This is a genomic window from Bacillus sp. SIMBA_074, from assembly GCF_046534555.1.
GTDB lineage: Bacteria > Bacillota > Bacilli > Bacillales > Bacillaceae_G > Bacillus_A > Bacillus_A mycoides.
The window spans coordinates 1-340 of sequence record NZ_JAWRYM010000226.1 but is presented as its reverse complement, the minus strand read 5'-3'; the positions used below and the strand labels follow the sequence as shown (position 1 = coordinate 340).

Below are 340 nucleotides of genomic sequence, written 5' to 3'. Positions count from 1 at the left end.
ATATGAATCTTTTGTTACAGTGCTTCCCATATATCCGCTATCGATATGAACTCATAATAACTATAAGTGATTTTCCCTAATATGGAAGAGTTGAATATTTTAAAAATTGAGATAATTGTGTTTTTGTACTATAATGAAAATATAGAGCCGAATAGAGGGGGAGTTTGCCATATGAATGTGAAAGCGTTGCCAGTAGTGGAAGGTAATTTTAATTTAAAGAATTACGATGAAAAATACAAGAAATTTGACTGGTCCGAGACGGAAAAGGAATTTTCCTGGTCTGAAACAGGTAAAGTGAATCTTGCATATGAAGCCATTGACCGCCATGTCGAAACATATA

The 340-nt window shown here is 33.5% G+C and carries 1 protein-coding gene; it reads left to right on the top strand.

All coding sequences use genetic code 11. The annotated features are described in order from the left end of the window. Positions 1 to 171 precede the first annotated feature (171 nt). Positions 172 to 340 (top strand): hypothetical protein (locus SB773_RS30610; protein ID WP_410593985.1); only part of this gene is annotated, 169 nt, incomplete at its 3' end.